Origin of the sequence: Alkalibacillus filiformis (assembly GCF_030814115.1) — a bacterium.
GTDB classification, from domain to species: Bacteria; Bacillota; Bacilli; order Bacillales; family Alkalibacillaceae; genus Alkalibacillus; species Alkalibacillus filiformis.
Genome location: NZ_JAUSUP010000001.1, coordinates 649,837 through 676,588 on the forward strand (window position 1 = coordinate 649,837; position 26,752 = coordinate 676,588).

At 35.8% G+C, this 26,752-nt stretch carries 30 protein-coding genes and 1 pseudogene; 6 read left to right on the forward strand and 25 right to left on the reverse strand.

What is annotated here, in order from left to right; genetic code table 11:
* The first annotated feature begins 47 nt into the window (after positions 1 to 47).
* From J2R98_RS03600 to J2R98_RS03615, 4 genes are read left to right on the forward strand one after another with little or no spacing between them, the layout of a single operon-like run.
* Positions 48 to 770 carry a glycerophosphodiester phosphodiesterase gene (locus tag J2R98_RS03600; protein ID WP_307066196.1) on the forward strand — a complete coding sequence of 241 codons (723 nt, stop codon included), beginning with the start codon at positions 48 to 50 and terminating at the stop codon, positions 768 to 770.
* A gap of 16 nt (positions 771 to 786) precedes the next feature.
* Positions 787 to 1,806 (forward strand): NADPH dehydrogenase NamA, encoded by a 1,020-nt coding sequence (gene namA, locus J2R98_RS03605; protein ID WP_307066198.1) that lies wholly within the window; start codon positions 787 to 789, stop codon positions 1,804 to 1,806.
* Positions 1,807 to 1,829: 23 nt separating this feature from the next.
* Entirely contained in the window at positions 1,830 to 2,759 is a 930-nt protein-coding gene (gene rnz, locus J2R98_RS03610) for a ribonuclease Z (protein WP_307066200.1), read from the forward strand.
* Positions 2,760 to 4,133 carry an aldehyde dehydrogenase gene (locus J2R98_RS03615; RefSeq protein WP_307066202.1) on the forward strand — a complete coding sequence of 458 codons (1,374 nt, stop codon included), beginning with the start codon at positions 2,760 to 2,762 and terminating at the stop codon, positions 4,131 to 4,133. It abuts the gene before it with no gap.
* 40 nt (positions 4,134 to 4,173) lie between these two features.
* Here J2R98_RS03615 and J2R98_RS03620 read toward each other — a convergent pair whose 3' ends face one another.
* From J2R98_RS03620 to J2R98_RS03645, 5 genes and pseudogenes are all read right to left on the reverse strand, one after another.
* Positions 4,174 to 5,409, reverse strand: a complete 1,236-nt coding sequence (locus J2R98_RS03620) for a DNA polymerase IV (protein ID WP_307066205.1) — start codon at positions 5,407 to 5,409, stop codon at positions 4,174 to 4,176.
* Positions 5,410 to 5,476: 67 nt separating this feature from the next.
* On the reverse strand, positions 5,477 to 6,598 hold the full coding sequence (locus J2R98_RS03625; protein WP_307066206.1) for a M20/M25/M40 family metallo-hydrolase: 1,122 nt from the start codon (positions 6,596 to 6,598) through the stop codon (positions 5,477 to 5,479).
* An 18-nt stretch (positions 6,599 to 6,616) separates the two neighbouring features.
* Positions 6,617 to 8,164 carry an acyl-CoA carboxylase subunit beta gene (locus J2R98_RS03630; RefSeq protein WP_307066208.1) on the reverse strand — a complete coding sequence of 516 codons (1,548 nt, stop codon included), beginning with the start codon at positions 8,162 to 8,164 and terminating at the stop codon, positions 6,617 to 6,619.
* A gap of 11 nt (positions 8,165 to 8,175) precedes the next feature.
* Positions 8,176 to 8,974, reverse strand: a pseudogene (gene mce, locus J2R98_RS14510) (methylmalonyl-CoA epimerase).
* Positions 8,975 to 8,995: 21 nt separating this feature from the next.
* Positions 8,996 to 10,654 carry an acyl-CoA mutase large subunit family protein gene (locus J2R98_RS03645; protein ID WP_307066214.1) on the reverse strand — a complete coding sequence of 553 codons (1,659 nt, stop codon included), beginning with the start codon at positions 10,652 to 10,654 and terminating at the stop codon, positions 8,996 to 8,998.
* Between the two features lie 146 nt (positions 10,655 to 10,800).
* Between J2R98_RS03645 and prli42 the strand changes: the two genes are divergently transcribed.
* Together prli42 and J2R98_RS03655 are read left to right on the forward strand one after the other, a co-directional pair.
* The gene (prli42, locus tag J2R98_RS03650; RefSeq protein WP_017186796.1) at positions 10,801 to 10,941 is read left to right on the forward strand and encodes a stressosome-associated protein Prli42; all 141 of its coding nucleotides are present in this window, start codon (positions 10,801 to 10,803) and stop codon (positions 10,939 to 10,941) included.
* A 119-nt stretch (positions 10,942 to 11,060) separates the two neighbouring features.
* Complete coding sequence (locus tag J2R98_RS03655) at positions 11,061 to 14,090, forward strand: efflux RND transporter permease subunit (protein ID WP_307066216.1); 3,030 nt, start codon at positions 11,061 to 11,063, stop codon at positions 14,088 to 14,090.
* Between the two features lie 115 nt (positions 14,091 to 14,205).
* On the opposite strand, the gene J2R98_RS03660 is transcribed toward J2R98_RS03655, so the two are convergent.
* From J2R98_RS03660 to J2R98_RS03755, 20 genes are all read right to left on the reverse strand, one after another.
* Complete coding sequence (locus J2R98_RS03660) at positions 14,206 to 14,571, reverse strand: hypothetical protein (protein WP_307066218.1); 366 nt, start codon at positions 14,569 to 14,571, stop codon at positions 14,206 to 14,208.
* Between the two features lie 118 nt (positions 14,572 to 14,689).
* Positions 14,690 to 15,460 (reverse strand): alpha/beta hydrolase family protein, encoded by a 771-nt coding sequence (locus J2R98_RS03665; protein WP_307066219.1) that lies wholly within the window; start codon positions 15,458 to 15,460, stop codon positions 14,690 to 14,692.
* Positions 15,461 to 15,554: 94 nt separating this feature from the next.
* Positions 15,555 to 15,782: a hypothetical protein gene (locus J2R98_RS03670; RefSeq protein ID WP_307066221.1), complete on the reverse strand. Its 228-nt coding sequence runs from the start codon at positions 15,780 to 15,782 to the stop codon at positions 15,555 to 15,557.
* A 165-nt stretch (positions 15,783 to 15,947) separates the two neighbouring features.
* Positions 15,948 to 16,151 carry a hypothetical protein gene (locus J2R98_RS03675; protein WP_307066223.1) on the reverse strand — a complete coding sequence of 68 codons (204 nt, stop codon included), beginning with the start codon at positions 16,149 to 16,151 and terminating at the stop codon, positions 15,948 to 15,950.
* A 130-nt stretch (positions 16,152 to 16,281) separates the two neighbouring features.
* Positions 16,282 to 16,710 (reverse strand): immunoglobulin-like domain-containing protein, encoded by a 429-nt coding sequence (locus tag J2R98_RS03680; RefSeq protein ID WP_307066225.1) that lies wholly within the window; start codon positions 16,708 to 16,710, stop codon positions 16,282 to 16,284.
* 168 nt (positions 16,711 to 16,878) lie between these two features.
* Complete coding sequence (locus tag J2R98_RS03685; RefSeq protein ID WP_307066227.1) at positions 16,879 to 17,262, reverse strand: immunoglobulin-like domain-containing protein; 384 nt, start codon at positions 17,260 to 17,262, stop codon at positions 16,879 to 16,881.
* A gap of 186 nt (positions 17,263 to 17,448) precedes the next feature.
* Positions 17,449 to 17,733 (reverse strand): DUF3221 domain-containing protein, encoded by a 285-nt coding sequence (locus tag J2R98_RS03690; protein WP_307066229.1) that lies wholly within the window; start codon positions 17,731 to 17,733, stop codon positions 17,449 to 17,451.
* A gap of 205 nt (positions 17,734 to 17,938) precedes the next feature.
* On the reverse strand, positions 17,939 to 18,385 hold the full coding sequence (locus tag J2R98_RS03695) for a DUF4871 domain-containing protein (RefSeq protein ID WP_307066230.1): 447 nt from the start codon (positions 18,383 to 18,385) through the stop codon (positions 17,939 to 17,941).
* 132 nt (positions 18,386 to 18,517) lie between these two features.
* On the reverse strand, positions 18,518 to 18,865 hold the full coding sequence (locus J2R98_RS03700; protein WP_307066232.1) for a hypothetical protein: 348 nt from the start codon (positions 18,863 to 18,865) through the stop codon (positions 18,518 to 18,520).
* Positions 18,866 to 19,169: 304 nt separating this feature from the next.
* Entirely contained in the window at positions 19,170 to 19,697 is a 528-nt protein-coding gene (locus J2R98_RS03705) for a hypothetical protein (protein WP_307066233.1), read from the reverse strand.
* Between the two features lie 142 nt (positions 19,698 to 19,839).
* Positions 19,840 to 20,706, reverse strand: coding sequence for a DUF5700 domain-containing putative Zn-dependent protease (locus tag J2R98_RS03710; protein WP_307066235.1), 867 nt, complete (start codon positions 20,704 to 20,706; stop codon positions 19,840 to 19,842).
* Positions 20,707 to 20,805: 99 nt separating this feature from the next.
* Entirely contained in the window at positions 20,806 to 21,327 is a 522-nt protein-coding gene (locus J2R98_RS03715; protein WP_307066238.1) for a hypothetical protein, read from the reverse strand.
* Positions 21,328 to 21,389: 62 nt separating this feature from the next.
* The gene (locus J2R98_RS03720; RefSeq protein WP_307066240.1) at positions 21,390 to 21,842 is read right to left on the reverse strand and encodes a GNAT family N-acetyltransferase; all 453 of its coding nucleotides are present in this window, start codon (positions 21,840 to 21,842) and stop codon (positions 21,390 to 21,392) included.
* Positions 21,843 to 21,968: 126 nt separating this feature from the next.
* Positions 21,969 to 22,439: a GNAT family N-acetyltransferase gene (locus tag J2R98_RS03725; protein WP_307066242.1), complete on the reverse strand. Its 471-nt coding sequence runs from the start codon at positions 22,437 to 22,439 to the stop codon at positions 21,969 to 21,971.
* Between the two features lie 20 nt (positions 22,440 to 22,459).
* The gene (locus J2R98_RS03730; protein WP_307066244.1) at positions 22,460 to 23,323 is read right to left on the reverse strand and encodes an aminoglycoside phosphotransferase family protein; all 864 of its coding nucleotides are present in this window, start codon (positions 23,321 to 23,323) and stop codon (positions 22,460 to 22,462) included.
* A 147-nt stretch (positions 23,324 to 23,470) separates the two neighbouring features.
* Positions 23,471 to 23,557 (reverse strand): PspC domain-containing protein, encoded by an 87-nt coding sequence (locus J2R98_RS03735; RefSeq protein WP_307066917.1) that lies wholly within the window; start codon positions 23,555 to 23,557, stop codon positions 23,471 to 23,473.
* A 124-nt stretch (positions 23,558 to 23,681) separates the two neighbouring features.
* Positions 23,682 to 24,254, reverse strand: coding sequence for a hypothetical protein (locus tag J2R98_RS03740; protein WP_307066246.1), 573 nt, complete (start codon positions 24,252 to 24,254; stop codon positions 23,682 to 23,684).
* Positions 24,255 to 24,269: 15 nt separating this feature from the next.
* Positions 24,270 to 24,887 carry a hypothetical protein gene (locus J2R98_RS03745; protein ID WP_307066248.1) on the reverse strand — a complete coding sequence of 206 codons (618 nt, stop codon included), beginning with the start codon at positions 24,885 to 24,887 and terminating at the stop codon, positions 24,270 to 24,272.
* A 134-nt stretch (positions 24,888 to 25,021) separates the two neighbouring features.
* Positions 25,022 to 25,558 carry a transcription repressor NadR gene (locus J2R98_RS03750; RefSeq protein ID WP_307066249.1) on the reverse strand — a complete coding sequence of 179 codons (537 nt, stop codon included), beginning with the start codon at positions 25,556 to 25,558 and terminating at the stop codon, positions 25,022 to 25,024.
* Positions 25,559 to 26,686, reverse strand: a complete 1,128-nt coding sequence (locus J2R98_RS03755) for an IscS subfamily cysteine desulfurase (protein WP_307066251.1) — start codon at positions 26,684 to 26,686, stop codon at positions 25,559 to 25,561.
* Positions 26,687 to 26,752 lie beyond the last annotated feature (66 nt).

Genomic DNA, 26,752 nt, shown 5'->3' on the forward strand with positions numbered 1-26,752 from the left:
TTTCATACTACATACACCACAATCATAACAGAGAATTGAAAGAGGTGTTGGCAATTAATACAAGAATTTTTGCTCATCGAGGTGCAAGCCATTATGCACCTGAAAATACATTACCTGCATTTCAATTAGCTAATGAAATGGGTGCATCTGGAGTCGAATTAGACGTCCAATTAACGAAAGACAACATCCCTGTCATTATTCACGATGAGAACGTCAGAAGAACAACCAATGGTGTTGGCTTTGTTCAAGATCAAACCTATGAAGATATTAAACAACTCGATGCCGGCAGTTGGTACAACGAACAATTTGCGAACGCAACAATACCAAGTTTAGAAGAGTTTCTAAATTGGGTACAGACTACTAATATGACCATCAACCTTGAATTAAAGACGAACGTCATTAATTATGTCCATATAGAAGCTATTGTTAATGAAATGATTGAACACTTTAAATTAGAAGATCGAACTATTTTATCTAGCTTTAACCCAGAAACAATTAGAAACTTAAGTGACATGAACTCTCAAATTGAACGTGCCTGGTTGACGCAAATGCGAATCCGTAAAGTTCATCTACTCTTAAAAGATATTGGCGCTCACAGCATACATATTAAGACACGATTATTATCATCCAACATGCTAAAAAGAATTTTACAAGAGGAGATCCCTTACCGCGTCTATACGGTCAACCGTGTTAAAACATTGAAAAAATGTGAACAATTACAAGCAGATGCTATTTTCACTGATCTACCAGACTTACTTAAAAACACTTAGAGCTCGGAGGCTACTTATGGAAACAAAACTTTTCTCCCCTATTACTTTTAATCAAGTTACGTTAAAAAATAGAATCGTGATGTCACCAATGTGTATGTACTCTTGTTATGAACAAGATGGTATTGTCACACCTTTTCATATAACACATTACGAAAGTCGTGCCGTTGGACAAGTTGGCTTAGTTATGGTTGAAGCAACAGCAGTTCAACCAAATGGTAGAATATCATACGAAGATTTAGGTATTTGGTCAGACGAACATATTACGGGTTTAAAAAAGGTTACAGAACGAATCCATGCTCACGGAGCTAAAAGTGCGATTCAATTAGCTCACGCTGGAAGAAAAGCTGAATTAGATGATCCAATCATTGCACCTTCTAGTCTTCAATTAAATGAACGGTTTCAAACACCTCGTGCTATGACTAAAAAAGACATCAATGAGGCGATTCGTTCTTTTCAACTAGCAGCAGAAAGAGCTCAAAAAGCTAACTTTGATATAATAGAAATACACGGTGCGCATGGCTATTTAATTAACCAATTCTTATCGCCACTGACGAATAAGCGGGACGATGAGTACGGAGGGAGCCGCGACAACCGTTATCGCTTTCTTAAAGAAATTGTTGATGCGATCCAAGAAGTGTGGGACGGCCCAATATTTGTCCGTCTATCTACTTCTGAGTACCATGAAGAAGGTAATCAACTTGAAGAGATTATTTATTTTTCAAATCAATTGTACGACCAGGGCATAGACTTAATAGATTGCAGTTCTGGCGGCGTCGTCCGAGTGAAGATTAACCCTTACCCTGGATACCAAGTCCCTTTTGCCGAAGCGATTAAACATCAAACTGGTATTAAGACAGGTGCAGTTGGACTGATTACGAATGGCACGCAAGCTGAGGAAATAATCCAAAATAATCGAGCAGACTTAGTCTTTATAGGAAGAGAGTTACTAAAAAACCCTTATTGGCCAAAACAAGCTGCAGATGAATTAAAAACTAGCATAACGAGTCCAAAGCAATATCAAGCTGGTTGGCGTTAGGTTAAAATATAGGAGGAAAGGCCGTGAACATTACATTTTTAGGTACAGGCTCTGGTGTTCCATCAAAATTTCGAAACGTTTCATCTTTAGTACTAGAAATGCATCAAGAGCGAGATGAAGTTTGGTTATTCGACTGTGGTGAAGCAACACAACATCAAATTTTAAATACACCGATTAAACCTCGGAAAATTAATAAAATATTCATTACACACATTCATGGCGACCATATTTTTGGTTTACCTGGATTACTTAGCAGTCGCTCGTTCCAAGAAGGAACATCAACATTAGAAATTTATGGTCCTAAAGGGATTAAAGAGTTTATTGAAACGGCCTTATCTATTAGCCAGACTCACTTAAAGTATACGATTAAATATTACGAAGTTACAGACGGTGTATTATTTGAGGATAATCAAATAAAAGTATCAGCTATGTCACTCGTTCACGGAGTTCCTTCATACGGGTTCTTAATTGAAGAAGCCGATCAAATCGGCCCTTTACTCCCAAATAAATTAAAAGAAAAAGGTGTTCAACCAGGGCCAATTTTTCAAGAAATTAAAAATAATGAAGTGATCACATTAAATGATGGCACTAACATTGTAAGAGATGACGTAACAGGCCCTGATATACACGGTAGAAAGATTGCAATCTTAGGTGATACCCTTCCATTTGATGACGTAATTGATTTTGTACGTGATGTCGATGTGTTAGTTCATGAAGCGACATTTATTGATAAAGATGCTAAGTTAGCTCAACAGTACAACCATTCAACGAGTTTACAAGCGGCTAAAATTGCTAAAGAAGCAAATGTAAAACAATTGCTTTTAAACCATATATCTTCACGCTATCAACAAGATCAGCTTCACGAAGAGTTAGAACACTTAAAAGAAATCATTAATCATGTCACATATGTTAAAGACTTTGATTCATATGAAGTATTAAAGGAGGGACGTTAGTTGACGGAAATTCAAGAGTTAGTTAGTAAACAGAAAACATTATTTAAAGCTGGTAAAACGATGACACACACGTTTAGAAACCACCAACTACAAAAATTAAAAGACATGTTAAAACGAAATGAATCCAATATTTATGACGCCTTAAAAAAAGATCTAAACAAATCCTCCTATGAAGTGCTCATGACTGAACTTGGCTTTTTATACAATGAGATCGATGAAACGATGAAGTATTTACGCGGTTGGATGACACCTGAAAAAGTTAAGTCGCCAACAACTCACAAAGGGGCTAAAAGCTATATTTATAAGCAACCTTATGGTGTAACTTTAATTATTAGCCCTTGGAATTACCCATTACATTTGGCATTAGCTCCATTAATTGGCGCAATTGCAGGCGGTAATACAGCGATCATTAAACCTTCTGAGTTCACCCCCCATACTAGCCAATTAATCGAAAAGATGATTACAGAAACATTTGAAGCTAAGTATATATCCGTTGTACAAGGTGAAAAAGAAGTGAGTGAATCCTTGCTTGATCAACCACTTGACTACATTTTCTTCACTGGCAGTACACAAGTTGGAAAAAAAGTTATGGAGAAAGCGAGTAAACAATTAATCCCTGTCACACTTGAATTAGGTGGAAAAAGTCCGTGTATCGTTGATTCTGATGCTAAAATTCAACTAGCAGCAAGAAGAACGGCTTGGGGTAAGTTAATTAATGCTGGTCAAACTTGTGTAGCGCCAGACTATTTATTAGTTCATGAAAGCATTAAAGGTCAATTTATCGAAGCGTTCAAAAAAGAAGTTGAGCTTATGTACACGGAAAACCCAATCGAAAACGACGATTATACGAAAATCGTTAACGATCAGCACTTTAATCGCTTATTAACTTATTTAGACGGAGAAAATATTATTTATGGCGGGCAATCGGACTCTAGTAGGGAGAAAATCAACCCTACTTTAATCGACAATGTTAACTGGGACTCTGATATTATGCAGGAAGAGATTTTCGGTCCATTATTGCCGATTATGACATTTAATAAATTAGAAGAAGTAGTCGATCATGTTGAACATGCACGTAATCCATTAGCTCTTTACTATTTCTCTGAAAATAGTCAAAAACAAGAATGGGTCATTAAAAACTTATCCTTCGGTGGAGCTTGTATTAATGATACGATTATGCACTTAGGAAATAATAACTTACCATTTGGTGGTATTGGTACGAGTGGCATTGGGAGCTATCACGGGATTCATAGTTTCGAAGCCTTTACACATCGTAAAAGCGTCGTAAAGCAAACGACATCATTTGATTTATCATTCCGCTATCCGCATTCAAAAATAGCAGAAAAAGTATTAACGAAAGTATTTAAAAAGTAATATAAATAGCCTTACGTCTGAACTTATAACAGACATAAGGCTATTTTTTACGTTTATTTTGACTTAAGAAATCTTTTTGAAAGCTCGTCTTTATTTTCGGTTGTTCATATCCGCTTAAATTCACAAAAACTTCTTTACCAAATTTATCTTCAATTTGTTCAATTGCGTTATATAATGGTTCTTTTTCAGCTTCTTGTTCATAATTAAAAAGGTCCAATTGCTTGGATACATCTTCTTTGTGTGAAAGGTGTTGTGCTGTCACTCCGAGTAGTCGGATAGGCTCTTCATTCCAATGCGAATAAAACAAATCAAGTACAATTTGATTAATTTGATCTTTATGTTCTACAAAGTCTCTTAACTGGCGACTTCTCGTAATCGTTTTCCGGTCATGATAACGAATCATAATTTGGACGTTTTCTGAGACAACTTGTTTAGCCTTCATACGGTCAGCTACACTTTGACATAGTTGACTTAACATTTGTTGAATCTCATTTGAATCTGTTGTGTCAAAAGGAAACGTTTGAGAATTGCCGATACTTTTAAACTCATTAATCGCCTCAGGGTCTACCTCGCTATTATCTATACCATTTGCTCTTAAATGGAGTCGCTCACCGTTAACCCCAAGTAAGTTTTTAAGTGTTAACACGTTGCGTTTGGCTAAATCACCGATAGTTTCAATGTCGATTTGAGTTAATTTCTCTTCTGTCTTCTTCCCTACTCCATACATTTCACCTATAGGTAGTGGCCATAACTTATCTTGAATTTCCCGTTTACGTAACACCGTAATTCCTAATGGCTTTTTCATATCGGAAGCCATTTTCGCTAGAAATTTGTTCGGTGCAATGCCAATGCTGCTAGGTAAATCAAGTTCATCTACTAACCTTTGTTGAATCCATTCAGCTAATTGAAGTGGGGTATTCTCACCACTATAGTCAGTGATGTCCATATAACCTTCATCAATTGAAATCGGTTGGACAAAAGGCGTAACTTCAGACAAGATAGCAAACATATGTTGCGACGCTTCTCGATAACGGTTAAAATTCGGCTTTAGAGCAATTAAGTTCGGGCACAACTCATAAGCCTGCCATAAAGGCATTGTCGTTTTAACACCTTTAGCTCTTGCTTCATAATTACATGTCACAATGATTCCTTTTCTTTTCTCTGGATCACCTGCAATTGCAACAGGTTTTCCTTTTAATTCAGGTCGATAAGCCGTTTCAACTGAGGCATAGAAACTATTCATATCAACATGAAAGATAATTCGACCTTTCCCCACTTCATCACCTACTTACTAATAAGAAAAAGTATGGACAACGTTGCCCATACTTTATTATAACACGAGATTATTTAGCCGCTTCAATTGAAATGGCTGTTAATAATTCAGCGATTTTTACTAATTCACCAACTGGCATACGCTCATCTGTCGTATGAATGTTCTCATATCCAACACATAAGTTAACTGTCGGAATTCCTAAGCCTGCAATGATATTAGCATCACTTCCACCACCACTAGCTTCAAGTTGGCTTGTGCGACCAATTGATTTAGCTGCATCTCTTGCAACTTCAACGACTTGATCACCTTCTTGATGTTTATATCCCGGATACATATAGTTAACTTTTACTTCTACTTCTCCACCAACTTCTTCTTCAGCTTGGTGACAAGCTTTTTGCATTTTTTCAATTTGTCTCTCTAACTTCTCTGGTTCTAAAGAACGTGCCTCAGCTAAAATATACGCTTCATCACAGACGATATTCGTTGCTTGCCCACCTTCAAAACGACCAATGTTAGCAGTCGTTTCGTCGTCAATTCGACCTAATGGCATTTTAGATACCGCTTTTGCAGCTAACGTAATAGCTGACACACCTTCTTCAGGTGCAACACCAGCATGTGCTTTCTTTCCTCTTGAAGTAATCTCTAACTTCGCTTGAGATGGTGCAGCAACGATGATATTACCAACATCGCCGTTACTATCAACCGCATAACCGTATTTAGCCTTCACTAATGATGCGTCTAGCGCTTTAGCACCAACTAACCCTGATTCTTCACCGACTGTAATAATCAGTTGAATATCACCGTGTTCAATCTCTTCTTCTTTCAGTCGTTTGATCATTTCGATCATAGCAGCTAAACCAGCTTTATCATCGGCACCTAAAATCGTTGTACCGTCAGACACAATGTAGTCCCCTTCAATTGAAGGTTTAATCCCTTTACCAGGAACAACTGTATCCATATGAGATGTGAAATAAATTGTGTCAGCATCTTCCTTTGCACCTTTTAAAGTACAAATTAAATTGTTCGCACCATGCCCTGTTTTTTCTTTAGCCTTATCTTCTTGAACGTCTAATCCTAAGTCCGTTAGCTTTTGTTTCAACACTTCAGCCATTTTTTCTTCATGTTTCGTTTCTGAATCAATTTGAACAAGTTCAATAAACTCATCAATTAGTCGTTGTTCGTTTACTTTCATGCTGTTTTACCTCCGTCTTTATAATGGAATGTTTCCATGTTTTTTAGTCGGTCGCTCTTCTTTTTTGTTACGTAACATATTTAAACCTTGTTTCAACTTTAGTCGTGTTTCTCTTGGATCGATCACATCATCTACCATGCCTAGTCCTGCTGCTACATATGGATTCGCGAATTTCTCACGGTATTCATTAATCTTCTCTTGGCGCGTGACTTCTGGCTCTTCAGCTTCTTGAATTTCTTTAGCAAAAATAATGTTAGCTGCACCTTCAGGGCCCATAACCGCGATCTCAGCATTCGGCCACGCAAACACTAAATCAGCACCAATCGATTTACTATTTAATGCCACATACGCTCCTCCATATGCTTTTCGAGTAATAACAGTCATTTTCGGCACTGTTGCTTCTGAATAAGCATATAAAATTTTAGCGCCGTGACGAATAATTCCGCCATGTTCTTGTTTAACACCAGGGAAAAAGCCTGTCACATCCTCAAAAGTAATAATTGGGATGTTAAATGAATCACACGTACGGATGAATCTAGATGCTTTATCACTTGAATCGATATCAAGGCCACCTGCTAAATGCTTCGGTTGATTACAAACTAATCCAACAGTCTCACCATCAATAGTCGCAAAGCCGACGACGATATTTTTAGCGAAGTCTGGGTGAATTTCAAAGAATGACTCATGATCAACGACTTCGTTAATCACCGTGCGAACATCATACGGTCTAATTGCATCAAATGGTATTAAGTCAGCTAAATCAGGGCGGAAGTCTTCTTCTTTTTCTAGTTCTTGTACAGGTGTCTTTTCTTGACTATTTTGTGGCAAGTAGCTAATTAATTGCTTAACTTGATTTAATGCTTCTTCTTCATTTTTTGCTTTTAAGTGAGCATTGCCGCTTTTCGAGTTATGTACGTCTGCTCCTCCTAAATCTTCAGAAGAAATCTTTTCACCCGTAACTGTTTCGATTACTTTTGGCCCTGTAATAAACATTTGTGATGTTTCTTCTACCATAATGACAAAGTCTGTAATAGCTGGTGAATAAACAGCACCGCCTGCACAAGGACCCATTATAACAGAGATTTGTGGGATCACACCAGAATAGACTGAGTTGCGATAAAAGACGTGACCATAGCCATCTAATGAAGCAACTCCTTCTTGAATACGTGCACCACCTGAATCGTTTAAGCCAATAAACGGTGTGCCGTTTTTCGCAGCTAAGTCCATAACAGCAGCGATCTTCTTACCATGCATTTCTCCTAGCGCGCCACCATAAACGGTAAAATCTTGTGCAAATAAATAAATGGGGCGCCCATTTACCGTACCATAGCCTGTTACGACACCTTCACCTGGTACTTCTTTTCCATCCATGCCGAAGTCAGTTACACGGTGTTCGATAAACGGATTTAACTCTACAAATGACCCTTCATCTAATAAGTATTCAATTCGTTCTCGAGCTGTCATCTTTCCTTTATCGCGTTGTTTTTGAATCTTTTCGTCTCCGCCGCCTAATTCAATTTTTCGGCGCTTATCATATAATTCATTAATTTTATCGAAAATATCCATAGCTAAGCCTCCTACTTTTGTTGACATAGTTCAAATAATACACCGTTTGCTGCCTTTGGGTGTAAAAAAGCGATTTGACTGTCATGCGCTCCAACTTTTGGCTGTTCATGAATTAACGGAACGCCTTGTTCTTTTAATGTATTTAATCTTTCATCAATATCATTTACATCTAAAGCTATATGATGAATGCCTTCACCTTTCTTCTCGATGTATTTAGCAATCGGTGATTGATCGTTAAGTGGTTCTAATAACTCAATTGCACTTTCCCCAATCTTTAAAAAGGCAACTTTAACATGCTCTGACTCAACTTCTTCGACTCCTTTAAACTCAAGCCCTAGTTGGTCTCGGTAAAAAGGTAAAGTCTCATCAATACTTGAAACCGCAATGCCGATATGTGCAATTTTATTCATTTGAATCACCACTTACACAAGATTTAATAAAGTCAACTGTTTCAGTAGTTGGAGTACCTGGTGTGAAGATTTTCTGTACGCCTTGCTCTAATAAATAAGCAATATCTTCATCTGGAATGACGCCACCACCAATAACGGGGATATCCTCTGCATCTTTTTCTTTTAACGCTTCTACGACTTTAGGAAACAGTGTTTTATGTCCTCCTGAAAGTGACGACAAGCCAACGACATCAACATCTTCTTGAATAGCCGCTTGAGCGATTTGAGCAGGTGACTGTCTTAATCCAGTATAAATAACTTCCATTCCATGATCACGTAATGCTTGTGCGATAATTAATGCACCACGATCGTGTCCATCTAATCCTGGCTTGGCAATTAACACTCGAATTTTACGTTCCATACTGACATTCTCCCCTTCCTTTTACATCCCTGTATACTCACCGAATTCATCACGTAATACATGACAAATTTCCCCGACAGTAGCATACGATTTTACACAGTCTAAAATGTAAGGCATTAAGTTTTCATGTGATTTTTGTGCTGCTTCTTTTAATTTATTTAATTGCTCATCTACTTGAGGTTGATTTCTTTGGTCTCTTACATTTTGTACTTGTTTAACTTGATTTTGCTCTAATTGTTCATCTACTCTTAATAAATCTTCATGAACTTCTTCTTCGATTTTAAATTCATTCATACCAACAATGACTTCTTCTTGTGATTCAATCTTTTTCTGCGTCTCGTAAGCCGCTTGATGAATTTCACGTTGCATATATCCTTCCTCAACCGCTTGAACAGCACCGCCCATCTCTTCAATACGATCTATATAGGCCATGACTTCCTTTTCGATTTCATCAGTCATCTGTTCAACGTAATAAGAACCAGCAAGTGGGTCTACAGTATCAGCTACGCCACTTTCATGAGCAATAATTTGTTGTGTACGTAATGCAATACGAGCTGATTCTTCTGTCGGTAAAGCTAACGCTTCATCTCTTGAATTCGTATGCAAACTTTGAGTTCCACCTAAAACAGCTGATAATGCTTGTAGCGCCACTCTAACAATATTGTTATCCGGCTGTTGTGCTGTCAGTGTGGAACCACCTGTTTGGGTGTGGAAACGCAAGCGCCAGCTTTTCTCGTTTTGCGCTTTATACTTTTCTTTCATCATTTTTGCCCAAATACGTCTAGCTGCTCTAAACTTAGCCGCTTCTTCAAAGAAATTATTATGTGCATTAAAGAAGAAGGCTAGCCTAGGTGCAAATTGATCGACTTCTAAACCGCTTTCAATTGCAGCATCAACATAAGCCATACCATTTGCAAGTGTAAAAGCAACTTCTTGTACGGCAGTGGATCCCGCTTCTCTAATGTGATAGCCAGAAATACTAATCGTATTAAACTTCGGTACTTCATTTGCACAATACTCGAATATATTCGTAATTAAACGCATCGATGGCTTAGGTGGGTAAATATAAGTCCCTCTTGCGATATACTCTTTTAAAATATCATTTTGAATGGTACCCGTTACTTTTTCTTTCGGGACACCTTGTTTTTCTGCTACAGCTATGTACATACATAATAATACAGAAGCAGGTGCATTAATCGTCATTGATGTACTGACTTGATCAAGTGGTATTCCTTTTAAAAGCGTTTCCATATCTTCTAATGAATCAATAGCAACACCTACTTTACCTACTTCACCTTCAGACATCGAGTCGTCAGAATCATAGCCAATTTGCGTTGGTAAGTCAAAAGCAACAGACAAGCCTGTTTGGCCTTGTTCTAGTAAATAGCGAAAACGTTTGTTCGTCTCTTCAGCCGAGCCAAACCCTGCATATTGTCTCATCGTCCAAAAACGGTTACGATACATCGAAGGCTGAATACCACGTGTATACGGGTATTGACCTGGGAAACCGATCTTTTCACTATATTCTTCATCGACCTGGTCTTCTTTTGGAAAATATAGTGGGTCAATTTCTATATCGGATTTGTTTACAAATTGTTCTTTTCGTTCTGGAAAGCGTTCATTCGTTTTTTCAACTTGTTTCTTCCATTCATTTAATTGTTCATTAAAACGTTCTGTCATTATGTAACCTCTCCCTTCTAACACCATTTTACAGTTGTAAGAAAAATTCGTCATCTACTTTTATTGTAAAGCAAAGTTTTGTCTTGTCCAATGCTAGTTTTTCTTTTACAATGAGATTAGCGGAATATTTTAAGGGAGGAATCATTGTGTCTAACAACAAAAAGCCTCGTGCTCCTTATGCTTCATCTCGTAGAAAGAAAAAGACATGGACGACGATTGTAATCTATTTAATGATTATTGCCATGCTGTTAAGCTCTCTAATGATGGGTCTTAGCATGTTTGTATAAACGCAGTTATAAAGCATAGCCTTATTCAAGGCTATGCTTTTTATTTTATCTTATAGTTTCATAATATGGCATAAAGGGTAATAATGAAGATAGTAAACGACATACAAGGGAGCTATCATATGAAATTTCTACTAAATCGTTATAAGATGATTTTTGTACTTTTCACATTACTACTCATCATAGGCGGCTACACCTTCTATGACTTGCCACAACGCGATTTTCCTGAAACGCCGATGAACCAAGCAACCATTACGACACCTTACCCTGGTGCTTCACCTGAAGACGTTGAACGAGAAGTCACTTCCACTATAGAAAGTGAAATTCATCAAATTAGCGGAATCGAATCTTACCAATCGACATCATCTCGTGGTGTATCAAACATCATACTTTCGCTTGATGACGGTGAAAATCACCAAGAAATTATGACTGACGTCAATCAAACGATTAATCAATTACAATCGAATCTACCTGAGGAAGCATTAGACCCCAATGTGTCATTATCTGAATTAACGACGCCAAGTCAGTCGTATTTTTTAACTTCAGAAAGTCATGGTGAGTTGGATCGACTTCACGATTCCAAAGATGAGTGGACTAATCAAATTGAACAGATTAACGGCGTATCACATGTTGAATTTAACGGACTTGAAGAGCAAGAAATTATGATCAATTTTGATTCTGAAGAAATTCAAGATCAACCAGTTCAATTCTCTCAAATTCTCACGGCTTTAGAAGAAGAGTGGAATCCAACCCCTTTGGGTGAACAAGTTACTGAAGAAGGTTACCGAACGTTAACGATTAACCATATTAATGACATAAGCGAGATTGAAGATACAAGAATACCAACTGGTGATGGTAGCTACATAGATATAACTGAACTAGCTGAAATTACAGTAACATCGACTAATCAACCTGATCTCATTACATATAAAGGTGAGCCTGCAATTAACATGACGGTTTATCTTCAAAGCGGAGAAGATATCCCGAGTGTGAGTCGATTAATTGATGAAGAAGTTCAATCTTTAACATCACAATTACCTGATGAATTTAACTTTAACCATTACTTTGCTCAAGATGAGTTTATCGCTAATGTTTTCGATGATCTATTTCTATCATTAGCCATTGCTGTACTAGCCGTTATATTAGTAACAACATTAGGATTAACTTTAATGGGATCAATTGTAGTAGCTATAGCTATTCCAACTTCTCTCATTTTAGGATTAATCCCTTTGCCATTACTAGGAACTGACTTAAACCAAATTTCAGTGATCGGGGCAATTATCGCATTAGGTATTTTAGTGGACGACTCGATTGTGCTTAACGACAATATTGAAAGGCGATACCGTTTAGGTGACCAAGCACTTACTGGAACAGTTAAAGGAATTAAAGAAGTAAGAAACTCTATTATCACTTCAACATTAGCGATTGTGTTTACTTTTTCACCTTTAATCTTTTTATCCGGTGCTAATGGAGCATTTATTAGAGCATTACCGAGTGTCTTGATTTCAACCTTAATTGCCTCGACGATTGTCGCGCTTATTTTAGTACCAGCTATTCGCTACTTTCATTACAAAAAGTCGAATAAAAAAATTAAAGAAAACCCTGGCATACTAGGTAAATGGCTAAGCAAAGGGGCTACCGTTTACGCTAACCGCATTATTCGTAAGCTCATTCGTGTACCAAAGCGTACCGTTGCCATTGGCTTACTTTTAACAACAAGTATATTTTTACTAATATTGTGGACACCGTTCGAATTTTTCCCGTCTGCGGACCGAGAAGAAGTTACAATTGATGTCACATTGCCAAATGGCCTTACAAAACCTGATACATTAACAACTTTACAATCAATTGAAGAAGACATTTTGAACGATCAACAAGAAGAAATTAAAGATATTAGTCTATTTACAAGCGGAAGTGCTCCAGCATTATTTGGGCAATCGCAAAGCAACACTGGAGAACATACTGGTCGAATGTATGTCAGAATTAACCAAGATGAAACAAATGCAGAAACATTTATAGATCAGTGGGAAGATCGATTAAGAGTTAATTATGAAGAAGCCGAGATCTTTGTAGAAACTATCCAACAAGGACCGCCAACTGGTGCACCGTTAACTGTCACGGTAACTGGAGATGAACTAACGAATATGTTAGACATCCGTGATGAAGCGATCGAACTGTTAGAAGATGCAGGAGCTGAACTTGTTGTTGATAACGTCGGTGATTTAACACCTAACCTAACTTACGAACTTAATCGTGAAGAAATGGAAAACTATAACGTGACCGTTCAAACGATTAGTGAACAAATTAATTTACGTACGACAGGGCTACCTTTTGCACAAATTAATTCAGGACTCGATCAATATAACGTTCAACTTTATCTTGATCGACTAGATGATTATGAAAATCTTAACCTTGAAGAAATCGTAGTCCCTGTTGATTCACCAGAAGGTCCACCAGTTGTCAGTTTAGATGAGGTTGTTGAAATAGAAGAAAATGAGGTCATTCCGAGGATCCACCATGAAGATGGGGAGAGAACAATTACGATAAGAGCTTATGCTGATCAAACCGATGACATTGAAGAAACGATTACACCACACATTGAAGAATTTAACGAAAGCCATGATCAGTACGCTTTATCAATTAGGGCTGAAACAGACAACCAGGATACGTTCTTCTCAGAAATTACTGTCATCTTTTCTGTCGTCGTATTGCTCGTTTATTTATTGATCGCATTTCAGTTCAATTCATTAACAATGCCGTTCTTAATTTTAATTTCTGTTTATTTAGCGATTGCTGGAGCTATTTTAGGATTGTTTGTCACTCAAACGCCAATTAGTTTCTTAGCAATTACCGGAATGGTTTCACTTACAGGTATAGTTGTAAGAAATTCATTAGTGTTAGTCGACTTTATTGAACAATCGATCAAATCAACTTCTACAATTTTTGAAGCCGTTGTTAAATCAGCTGAAGCTCGCTTTAGACCCATTGTACTCACGACGATCACATCTATTATTGCATTAACACCCGTTGCCATAAGTGGTGATGTATTATTCCAACCACTGGCAATCACGATTATTTCGGGGATTACTTTCTCAACTGTATTAACACTATTACTTGTGCCAGTGCTTTACATTTTATTCAAGAGAATATAAATGACATTTGAAAAAGGAACTCCAACTAGGGACTTAGAATTTTTCTAAGTCCCTTTATTATGCGAATTCCTTATTTAACTAACGCTCCCCCGTTTGTTTAATAAAGTCATAATAATCATTGTGAAATTACCTCTACTTTATCAGTAAGAAGCACGGGAGGGTTTGATTCTCCGACACCACAATAATAACCAACTATTCGCTTACCTATTTCTAAACCCAATTCTTCGTACTCTTCTTGGCTGAGACGGTAGTATGCACCATCATTTTCTTGTGCTAGTTTAATTAATTCGTCTCCTGTTTTATCTAAAAAGTTAAGATTTTCGACACTTGGCAAAGTTAATATGATGTATTCTTCATTAAAAGTAGCCTTCTCTATATTAACAATGACGCCTTCGTGTCTTTCTTCAGAAGAACAATTATTTTGTTGACCACAAGCTACCAAAATAACAACAAGTATAATTAGAAATAATACTCTTTTCAAACATACACCTCCAACCAAATTAAACAATTTGGAACCCTTCACTATCCTGCTCACGTTAGTTGATCAACACAAAAAAATTGTTATTAAACTCTTGCCCTTTAGTTGAATACAAACATTGTTATAGTGAATCAATTACGGAATACCATGCTCTTGAGGTAGGTTCAATGATTTTAAAATGTTCTATATCTGGCAGAATAACTAAGTTCACATGCTTATTTTGTTCTTTTACTTTCAAATAGTAATTTTCACTTAATTCAGAAGGTACATGTTTATCTACTTCACCATGAACTAATACCTGTTCTACATCTATTGGTAACAATTCAATTGGAGAAGCGGTGTTATAACGTTCAGGGACTTCATTTGGTGTCCCACCCATTAATTCAGATACAGGACTCTTTAATCCTTCTGCTTCATGGATTTCCCACATCTTTTTCAAATCAGTTACTCCAGCCAAACTTATCACTTTTTGAATTGGTACTACTAGTTCATTAAACATATAGTCTAAACTTTTATGTACAGTTCTTGCCGCTAACCAAAGAGCTAAATGACCTCCAGCAGAGTGTCCAATAATAATGACGTTCGATAGATCTAAATGATAAGTTTCTTTTATATTTGTTAGATGATTTATGGCATCTATGACATCATTGAACGTACCTGTCCAACCTCCTCCATCTTCACCTAATCTACGATACTCAATATTCCAAGTAGCATAACCCCTTTGAGTTAAATCCTCTGCAATAGGGTTATTTTCTTCTAAATTAAATTTTGCTTGCCAAAAACCTCCATGAATTATAACGATCACTGGTGACGGATTTTTACTCTCAGGTACCCGCAAAACCCCAAATTGCGATTGATTTTCCTCATAAAACAACTTAATTTTCTTAGTCATTACTTCCTCCTGATTAATTCTTTTCAACTATCTGCTAAAGTTAGTGCAAGAGTGCTTTCTAATTATCAATAACACCAACTAAAATAAAGATTTATTAACTATTATAATTAGTACCATTTTTAGAGTTTTTATGCTCAATGTACTTTAAATTTATTATATAAGAAATTAGACAACCTGTTGATACACCAAGAATTAAAGCGATGTTTAACGAACCTTGAATTGTTTGAAAAATAATCAATAAGACACCTGCCATCATTCCAGCATATAAACCTTTCCATTTTGAATTTTTTATTTTCAAATACACATTTTTTATACCCGTCATTTCACTCCCCCCCCATTTTCAAGATTGCTTATTCAATTATCCTATTTCGTTAGTTAATAACTCCCACACCGATTCTTACATAACATTCCAATACTTGAGGTCATTAAAGATCAAACTCATCAAACATACCGTTTCAATAATGAGAGAAGAGACTGCCCCGTTACTCTATTTCTCGAAAAGAAAGAAATCTTTTGCTACATTTGCCAAAACTGCCGATAGTGGAATAAAAACAATCGGGAAAATAACAAAATACATGACATCGAGTTGAATTGAAAGTAAAAAAGGATCTACAAAGTAAAAGTAAAATTGATGACTTACATACACAAATATTAAAAAAAACACCCAAAATAAAAGAGTATCCTTCCCCATACAATAACCTCCACATTTCTTCTTCCACAAACCTCTATTACCCCTTACTTTAAGTAGAAACCCACGTTACATTGACTAATCAATTGTAAACTCCGCTATCACATAATGCTCATCGTAGTCCCCGGGTTTTCTAAAATCCAGAATACCCTTCACTATACGGTATTCTCCATGATCCAGACTTCCATCCATAGAGCCACTCCCAATCGACTGCCCAATCACTAACACTTGAAGGATCTAACTCATAGGCAGGTTCACCAAATCCATATGAAGCTCCTGGGATAAAGGGAGCTTGATACCATTTCCCGTCCATTTTCATTTCCAACAAAAAATCTTCACTATATATGCACTGCTTGTCGGAGTTATTCTCAAACTTTACGGTTAATCCAGTAGAAAATACCGTTTCCTCCTTCACATCCATGGTTACTCCATCTAATGTATTGACAGTTTCATATTTTGTCAGTTCCCAATCTTCTTTTTCTGGTGTTTGTTCTGAATTACATGCTGACAAAAGTGTAAGGCTTATAGCTATAAAAAATAGTGAACACAAAATCTTCTTCATGTAATCACTCCTCAAAGTAAATCATTCACTTTTCTAATTTAGGTGCGCGGAAATGTCCACATTATTGCGACTATCTGTACAAACATGCTGTGTTAGTGCACACCAATTTCCTTTCACCTTACAGACCTTGAAACAGCGGATCCATGTCCTTTGATGACTTTTTAGCGTTTACTCTATTGTAAATTCTACTGCTAAATTGATTTCATCATTTTCTGTTCTAAATTCTTTAACAATTCGATATAACCCTTGTGTCAATTGATAATCAATATGTTTTATTTGAACTTCTTCGTCATAAGTTTCATTAGCTTTAATAGAAAGTCCAATATCTGTAAATTGAATATTTAGAGGTACTTCATACCACGTATCACCTTTATATTTCTCTACACGATAATAGGTGCCAAATGCTATAGGGTTTGGACCTTGATTTCTAACTGTTACCTTAATTTCATTTATAGATTTTGAATAAATGCTCTTTTCTGTTTCCATCTGAACATTAGTTTCACCCTTAATATATTCACTAGGTAAATCCCCGTCAAAGGATTTTCTCTCCAAAGATTGTACTCCTTCATCTCCCTGGCAACCAACTATAAATATTAAAATACAAATCAACGAAAAAGTAATATAAAAATTAGAAATTTTCATAAGTCCCCCTAATTAATACCTAATTCCACAATTCTACTTCAATAGTTAAAGAAGAGACTGACCTTATTGAACAATCGCTACCCATTAGCACAATATCTATTCCACAATCTCAACCTTCTCAGCAGTTCCGCCTTGGGGTTCGGTATCGTAAAATTCATCTGGTGCCCAAACTATTACTTTATCTCCTATTTTAAATTCAGCCAATTTATCTTTTTCAAATGAAAATGAATACAATAATGCGCTATCATACTTTTCATATGCTTCTTCAACTGTTAGTCCTTGATTTACTTCAACGAATTCTTCAACGAATAGGAAACTAGAATCACTTTCACCACCGATAACAGTTCCTTCAAGCTTAACTGTTTCGTCTAGTTTCTCCAACTTTTCAGAACCTGAACACCCTAATAAAGCAAAAACTAATATGAATAAAAACATAGTGAAAATTAGTCTTTTAATAAAATAATAACCTCCCTCTTTTTAGATAAGACGATGTTGCTTTGGTAAAAGTTACTGTTTTTTTGACTAAATGCTTCGTTAGTTCAAGAGTGATATTCTATCGCCCCCTGTTAATGGCATATGGGTATTGCTACTCTTCGTAAACTTTAACAAATACAGAACCGTGCAGATTGTCGCCTACATAAGCATCTAATTTCCACATACCACTTTTGGGTAGAGACATGTTTGAAGGCATATGCTTATCAGCACCATTATTTGCGCTTCCTAATGTCTGCCCTTCTATTAGAGTAATGGTTTTATCATTTAATTCATGAGTAGCATTAACCGTCACCTCTCTAACATCAAATTCATCCTCGTCTCCCCAAAAGTGCCACATATATTTATTTGCCTCACCGGCATAAAACCTTGTAACTTCATCATCGTAAATAAAACCTAATCTGTCCTCTATACCAAGCATCGTATAACCGTTCGATTCAAACATTTCACTTTCTTTCCAATTTTCTTCCTGAGTACATCCAGCCAGAAAGAAAGAAAAAAGCAACAACAAAGAAACTAATAAAAGATAAGTTTTTTTCATATATAATCCTCCATTCTAATAATCACCTTTTCTCCAATAATTTGCTGCCTTAGTGATCAACAGAAAAACGCTCTCTGATACATTATGGCCCTATAGTTTAAGTACTTTAACTCACAGGTTGAAACATAAATATCAATTCTCGACAAGTTCTAACTTTTCCAACTCCACCTGATTTTGCCCCTCACTATCTTTAGGCATCCAGGAAACCGATACTTCTAATCCCCTTTCCAAGTCTTCGAATTGAATAGCTTCCTCTGATCGATTAAGCATTTCGCTATTCTCGGTAACGCGCAAATTGACTTGCTTTGTTTCACCCTCAACAATTATTTCCTGATCAGTGTGATTTACATCCGTAACAACACCCCTTAATACAGAATGTTGAAGCGTATCAGAAGTAGATTCCATCGTATTAGAATAACCACAAGCGCTCAGTGGTAGAGATATACTTAAAAACAAAAGAGAAATAAGCTTTAATTTCATTTTTATCTCCTCCAAATTTAATAACATTTGATATATTCAGCCACAATTTATTAGCCCTTTATCTAACCGAATATATTGAATTTGAATTGTGATTCTAACTCACCTACCCTGTTTGTTCAGTTGATCAACGTAAAATAAAATCTCGTAAATAGAATTAGATATTTTTCAATCCACGCTTTAAAATATGGTCAATTAAAAACAATTGTTTTCTATAATCTGTTTAACAGTGTCTGACCAAACATATAGTAGTAATACCAATCTATCAATTCTATAAAAATTGTACCTTCTTATTTGGCTAATCTTCTTAGTTAGTCCAATCTCTCTTTTTCTTTTTAAATATAGATCCAATACAGACACTTAATACTTGAACCAAAAAAAGAAATATTCCATTCATCATATAATAATGTAATCCATGACGGGTGTACGCTGGTAAAGGATATCGTTCTGTTACTGGAGGGAAAAATCCCCTGAAAAAGTCAGCATTATTGTAAAACTCGATCAAATACCAAGAACAAATAACAAAAGATATACCACATGTTATTAAAATAAAAAATGAGTTTTTAATTATGCCATTTGGATAAGCTCTATAAATATAAAAAGCTATTCCTATTGATAAAAACAAATATAGAACAATGATTAAAAAGTTAAAGTATATAATGACATCTACATACGGGGGACCTCCATACGAGTGTAAACGAACATCTAATAGAAAGAATAAAATCCAGTACATTGCCATTGCAGTAATAAAAGACATTATTACAAGCACCAGCCCCGATGAGAAACCGATAATAGACTTTTTCAAATAATCACTTACTAGTAATGCCTTATTCACCAAACCCCTCCTAACATAATAGATAAAGTATATTTTTTAAAAAGGATGGCGTACATAATCTAGTTCGTTTAATTTTCTAGTCTGAGTGCTAAATTAATCAATTCCACAAATATCCCCATTCAAATTAGCTACTTGTATTCATTTACACAATTATGTCTTGACCGTTACTTTCTAGTTCTAAAAGCACTTGATTAATTTCATTAGAAAAACTTGTGTCTTTCCAAAGAGTAACAGCTTTTCGTTCTCCGTACTTTTCTATTAAACGTTCTAAAACAGCATAGCCTATATAGTAAGCTAAGCGTGTATATCGAAAATGCGTTCCCCCATTGATTGAAAACCATTCACGAAAAACCTCAGTTGGTGACTGTTCATTTATGTCCTCAATAAAAGTAGATATAATCCTTGCTTGGTGATCTTTTGCAAATTCAAGCCATTCTTCCCCACTACCATCATACGTAAAATAAACAGATTCATCTGCGGTTGTGACTTGTTTTGAAAAGTAGGTTGCACAACCTTCTTGTAACAGCCAAGTAAACGGACTACCCCAATTTAAACTCCGCCAATTCATTGCCTCTTGATCGGATAAAATATTATGTAAGGCATGGCCAAATTCGTGTGCAATAATCACTTTTAAGTGTTCATCTTCAGAAGAAAGCTTTTCTAAGCAAAACGTCACTTCAGGAATGATTTGGCGGTGCGTAAAAGCATTAGACCCAAACGCTCCAACGATAATATGTACATCCTTTGCAAATTCAACATCATACTTTTGCTCATAGGTTAACTGGATTTGTTTAATTAAACCCTCGACCTTATCATTCGACTCTTTAATGTCACTTAATGTCTCTGAGTACATTTGAATAGCTTTTTTAATTTTTTCGTCTACATTCTTACAGTGGTACAAAAAGTATTCTTTAAAGTGCAGTGAAAATTTTTCATGATATTGTCTTATAAAGTGTTCTGTTGGAGTGAAATTTTCCAAGAAATAAGGAACCGTATTATGAACCTTCATAAGTTCATCTCCTCCTTTAAACTTCTCCAAAACTAAAAACAGTTATATATTTAAATAAAATAGACAGAGTAAAAAACATAAAATAGGTATATATCTTTACTAAGGTCTATAATAAGTAGCAAAAGAATTAGCAATTTTAATTAGTTCTTCTACAGAATATAGTTCATTATCCTGTTCAGGAAGATAAACTATAATGTCGTAACTTAAGCCTGAATCATTCCAAGTTAAGATTTGTGAACTACCATTATAGAAATATTTTGCTTCTGTGCCATTACTCAATTCTAATTGTTGTTCGTTCGAACCTGTTCTATTTCCAAGCTCCGGCTCTATCTGAGTTATGACTATTTCTTCTTCCGATGTACCAAGAAGTGAAATTTCTAGGTTAAAATCCAATGGTTCTAATTCACTTGATTTTTCAGGTAACTCTTCAGTTCTTTGGTCATAATGGAATAACTTCACTCGTTCTACTTCATATGGCATATGAGTCGGAAGCTTAAATTCATATGGAAAATCATCAATACCTTCTATGTTTTGAGCATATGGATGTTCGTCATTCTGATTACAAGCAGACAAATACAAAATAAAAAGTAATAAGATTAATGACATTCTTTTGTATTTCATAGGTACCCTCCTACGCTTACTCAACTAACCAGCTCACGTTAGTTGAACAACAATTTCTTTTCTTACAAATCTTGAGATAAGCGGATCATGTCCCTGCATTGAATACCGTTTTCAAAGATTTCTTCTGGGTAATGCCTAACAAAAAAGTCAATATCAACACCAACTATCCTAAAGCCACATTTCTGATAAAGAGCGAGTTGCCCTATGCTTGAATTTCCAGTTCCTATTTCAATTGTTTTGTAGCCTATTGCCTTTGCTTTCTTAATTGAAGCCATTACCAACCACTTTCCTATACCTTTACCGTGCTGGTCTTCAACAACTGCAACATTTACCAGTTCCACTGTTTCTGGCCTTGTTGGAAGTAACACAAACACCCCAACGATTTGCCTTTCAGCTTCTGCTATAAAGCATTCTCCCCTAGCTGTATATTCCTCAATAATCTTCCTTGAAGGGTCAGCCAATAGCAACAATTCTATTGGAAGTTTCTCACCTTTATTAAGTTTCCTAATATTCATCTTTACCTCGCTTATAATTTATCGGTCTCTAGTGTTATCACGGTTCTAATAAAGGTCTGACTTTAATAACAACTATTAACCTTATATTTTCAATTTAATCAACGTTTTCCCGACAATGGTCACCATTTATTTCAATTGCTTTTCAAGACTATAATAAAGTTTTTGTTCAAAAATTCTCTCATCATATTTTTCAAAACCTAAAGGAACCCAGAAATCCAATGCATTCTTATTCTTCGCATGAACAGCAATTTGGATAGACTTCACACCTTTATCCCTCATTAGATTTTCGTATAGAAAATAGGATTCTTTTGCATAACCTAAACCTTGATACTCTTTGTCAATTAGAAGTAAGCTTAACCATGGCTTGTGGGCACGAGGGCTAAACATCCCGTATTCAATAATACCGATTGGCGTTTCATCTAAACTTATTAAATATCTATTTGTTTTTAACTCTGCCGTTTCTTCGTATTGACTTAATATATCGTTGTCTTCCAAGTGTCTTTTATCAAATGCAATATAGTTATATTCAGGGTTACTATTAAATATTTTCTTTTCAATTCTTACCTGATCCATATGACTTTCAACAAATGTTAACATCATTGTTCTCCTTCTCATTTTTACAGTAACCATTTTTTTAATCTCGCTAAATTTTCTTCTAGAAATAACGCATGTTCTTGATTTCCTCGACGTTTACACCACCCAATACTATTAAAAGCATCAGTAAATCGATAGAAAGGCAACACTTTTTCTAAGTCAATTAATGGTCTGATACTGTTATAACCTCTTTGATAAGCACTATATAGACTACTGTCATAACTTAAAAAGTCGCGATATAATTTGGAAAAGTCAACTTCTGTTGAACCAAACCTTACACTTTCAAAGTCGATCACTCCTGAAACTTGTTCATTATCAACAATTATATTTGCTGGTCGAAAATCCATATGTATAAAGCTTGGCCCGTCGGATAAAGGGAGCTGCTGCTTCATTCGTTCAAACTTTTCAATTGCTTTCTGATATAATCGTTCATCCAATATGTACTTAGCATCTTCTGCAAAACTATAAAATTGTTGATCAATAAAATGAGACCAGTTTGGAAATTCATTTTTCATACCATTTAGTACTTGCTCTGAAGGCGGCTGAGTGGAATGCATTTTAGCATGAAGGACCCCAACTTGGAATGCTGTTGTTGGTTTAGCTGCAGATGTCAGTGGTTTTCCTTTAAGTTCAGATAACAAAAAAGCACCAGGACATTCCTCATCACCTGACCAATAATTGATCATTTCTGGAATGGATACTTTTCCTTTTAATATTTCATAAGCTTCTAACTCTCGCTGATACTTTAACTTTGTAAAAGGAATCTTCAAATAAACATTCTCACCATTAGACAAAGTACATTTATAAACTGTTGAACTATGGGAATCTTCAACTTCACTAGTTGCTAAGACGTCCAATTGAAATTGTTGAATAACACGTTTTAACATCGAACTCCCCCTCAATTTTTAAAGGCAATTATTTTTTTATTTTTGCAAATGTTGAAGTTTAATCATAATGACGGTGGATGATCATTCATTGTATTAACAAGAATCACATAGATAAGTAAATTGGCAGGTGCAAAAATGAATATTAGTCTAAGATATTCCGAAATAATTAGCTATTCCTCCACAAACACCTGTTATAGACTTATCTGTTGAGGATTTTCTTAACTTATTTCTCAAATAAATCCCCCTCCTAACTAATCCATCTTAAAATATAAGCACCCTAATACGTTATATATCTTAGGTCTTATTGAGAAAAGCGCCCATTAGTTAATTAGCTAAAAACATCATGTAACTCATTTCATTAAGATAACGCTTGAATACATGCTTCTCGAACACTCCATATATCGTCTATTTGAAATGGTCTCAACTCACCTTCTTGTAGCCAATTTTGTATGTATGAACGGTGGAATGTCTCTTTAAACTCACCAATTTGATTTGGTAGTATATTTTCTTCTTTTATAATTTGAAGGTTTGAATGACCTGACTCACAAAACCTAGTAAAGTCATACCTTTCTTGCTTGTACTTTAAATAGCAATGAGCTTCTGGGATTGATCGAAGTCCAAACCGCTCTAACACACCACCTATACCAGGTGTGTTAGCATCGTCCATTTCATAAATACCTGTATATAACTTAATACTCTGTACTCCTTGCTCGATGCATAACGCAGCAAGGAGTGCATGCTTCGTACTACACGTTCCTTTATTCTCTTTTAGCACGAGGTTATAATTTGAGCGATCACTATTTCTCCCATACGGTAACTTATGTACATACTTCACGACTTGATGCAATTCATTAAGCCCTAAATCTAATACACTTTTTGAGATGTTACCGATTGGTTCAATACTAAAGTTCGGAAGCGAATGAACCTGCACCTTAACTCCCTCCATCTATTGATGTTTTTTAATATAATTCTCAATCCACCCTATATCTACTGGTCCGTTAACAACTTCATATGGACCAGTGCCAACATCAAGCAGACGATCTTCATAAATTGACGTCATGATGGCTGAACCTTCTTTATAAATCGTTATTCGAAACCCCTTCTCATTTGATACATCACTATCCCAGTCGCGATTCCTCATCTTTTTAACTTGATATTGGCTTAAAAATTCACTAATTGCTTCAGCGTGCTCTTGTTCATCTGTTCTCCACTCTTGCTCGTGCCCTTCATGAACAACTAATTCATGTAGTTCATCTTCATTATAGTTCATCACTTGATCTAAACTTTTCTCTCTATACTCATTATAAAAATACAAAGATATAATCAAAACGGGAGTTGCCATTAACAGTAAGGTTAATGCCTTCCCCTTTGATGTAGCATACTTTATTAGCTTCTCTGTCACATATAAAGTCAATGGGATGATCACAATAAAATAAATCAAAATAGTGGCTAATCCAATTAACCAGCTAGGATGCGGTATCAACATAACTGCTGTTCTATAAATAAATGTATTTATAATTAAAAGCAAAACAAATAGTATCCATAACAACAGCTTGTTAACCATTCAAAACACCTCTTCTTTCCAATTTATTCTAACATAAAATTCCAAGTGACACTTTATATTTTCAAAAAAATTCTAAACAAAGACCCGTTAAAATAACCGTTAACCTTTAATTAGTTAACGGCTTAAAACACCTTTTAATCTTCAACAATAAAACCTTGATCACGCAGCGCTTGTTCAGCTTGATCGAGTAATGCCTCCTCATTCGCAGCAATCGTATGTAAATGAACGCCACCTGTTAATTCGGATAATAAAGCGGCATTAGACTGGTCGATTTGTGCCTTAAACTTCTTCACATCCACTCGGTTTGAAATGTGAAGAACCGCTTTGAATTCACCGTAAATCGGATGGTCGACTATGACATCTTTAACATAAACACCGTGATCGACTAAAACGTTCAGCTCTTCTTCTGTTTGTTCTTTATTATGACAACAAGCAATTGTTCGTTCATACCTTGGTGTTTCCTCTTGTTGACTCATGTATATATAACCTTGACTCGTAGACATAATCGGTTCGTTTTGAGCTTTTAATAAAGCGACATCACCAACAATCACTTGTCGACTTACTGAATAAAGTTCCGAAAGCTCCTTGCCTGTTTTAGGTTCAACAGTTTGTTTAAGTTCATTTAAAATTTGTTCGCGTCGTTCACTACTCGTTAACTTTGATTTCGTCACTTATGTCACCTCACTAATGACTTCTGTTTCAATTAAATGATCTAAATATTGAGCTAGACTGATCACATCCGCTTCAGTTGTAAATCGTCCAAAAGAAATTCTAAAAAATTGTCTGGCCGTTTCATCATCAACTTGTAGAGCAGACATTGTATTCGTCTTCTTTTCATACCTTACATCACACGCACTACCAGTTGAAATCGCGAAATTATTACGATTACATTCTAACATAACGTACTGACCATCCATACGTTCAATTGCCATACCCACTATTGAATCTAGTTGGTTACCTTTTTCTGATTCAAAAAAATGTACATACTGTTCGTGATCCAACGATCGTTTAAAAACACTTCTCAAATTCGCCATATGCCTCGCATCTTCCTCTAATAAGGCAACCGCTTCTTCACAAGCAGCCGTAAAAGCGACTATACTAGGTACGTCTACTGTATTTCCCTTCAAGATAAAATGGGACAACGTTTGTGTTTGTCTCGGTTGTTCCTTTAAGTATAATAACCCAATTCCTTTAGGTCCATAAATTTTATGACTTGAAATAGATAAACTATCAACTTGATCAGCGATATTTGATAAATCCAATTTACCAAAGCTTTGCACTGCATCTACATGAAGCTTTACGTTATATTGTTGGCATAGTTTGCTAATCTCCTCAATCGGTTGAACAGTACCAATTTCACCATTTATATGTTGGGCACAAACAAATGCTGTATCTTTCCTCAGTAACTGACTTAGCTCATTAATATCGATTACACCATCTTCATTAAAATAGACTATACTAACTTCATAGCCTTCATTTTCTAATTTTTCTTCCATCTGTCTAATCGAGTTGTGTTCACCAGCAGATATAATGATATGGTTTCCTTCAGTTATTGCCTTTAAATGTTCGATCGCTATTAAGTTACTTTCCGACCCCCCATTGGTAAAGTAGACTTGCATTTCAGTTGCCCCTAGATAAGAACTAACTTTTCGTTTACAAAACTCTACAATTTGATAAGCTTCCGTACCGTAGTCGTGAATACTGTTTGCATTACCATAATATTTTTGGGCCGCTTCAGTGTATGCTGTCAGTGCTGTTTCACTCATCGGTGTCGTCGCAGCGTAGTCAAAATAGATCAAAAAAACCTCTCCCCTAAAATTTAATCAATACTCTTGCTATTTATTTAATAATATGTAAATATAGGT